The sequence below is a fragment of the Vibrio sp. 2132-1 genome, from assembly GCF_033344315.1.
The window spans coordinates 1-504 of the sequence record NZ_JAWPON010000907.1; the positions used below are offsets into that span (position 1 = coordinate 1).

Annotated in this window: 1 protein-coding gene; it reads left to right on the forward strand. The window is 52.4% G+C overall.

From position 1 onward, the window contains the following. Positions 1–504 (forward strand): TRAP transporter large permease subunit (locus R8N47_RS28660; protein WP_318186542.1); only part of this gene is annotated, 504 nt, incomplete at both ends.

The following is a 504-nucleotide window of genomic DNA, read 5'->3' on the forward strand; positions in this document are numbered from 1 at the left end:
TCCGGCGCTCCCACCACTGCCGATATTGTGGTTGCGGTCGTTGGCATGATATTGCTACTTGAAGCGACTCGTCGTGCATTAGGGCCTCCGCTAATGGTTGTGGCCGCCGTGTTCCTGACTTACACGTTTGCTGGCCCATACATGCCAGATGTCATAGCCCACAAAGGCGCAAGCTTAGGTAAAGCGATGTCGCATCTGTGGCTAACCACCGAAGGGGTATTTGGTGTTGCGTTAGGTGTATCTACTTCTTTCGTATTCTTGTTTGTACTGTTTGGCGCGATGCTAGAGCGTGCGGGTGCGGGTGCTTACTTCATTAAAGTCGCATTTTCTCTACTTGGTCACATGAAAGGTGGCCCAGCTAAAGCCGCCGTTGTCGCATCTGGTCTATCGGGTCTGGTTTCAGGCTCATCGATCGCAAACGTCGTAACCACGGGTACTTTTACCATTCCATTGATGAAACGAGTCGGCTTCCCGGGCACAAAAGCGGGTGCCGTTGAAGTAGCA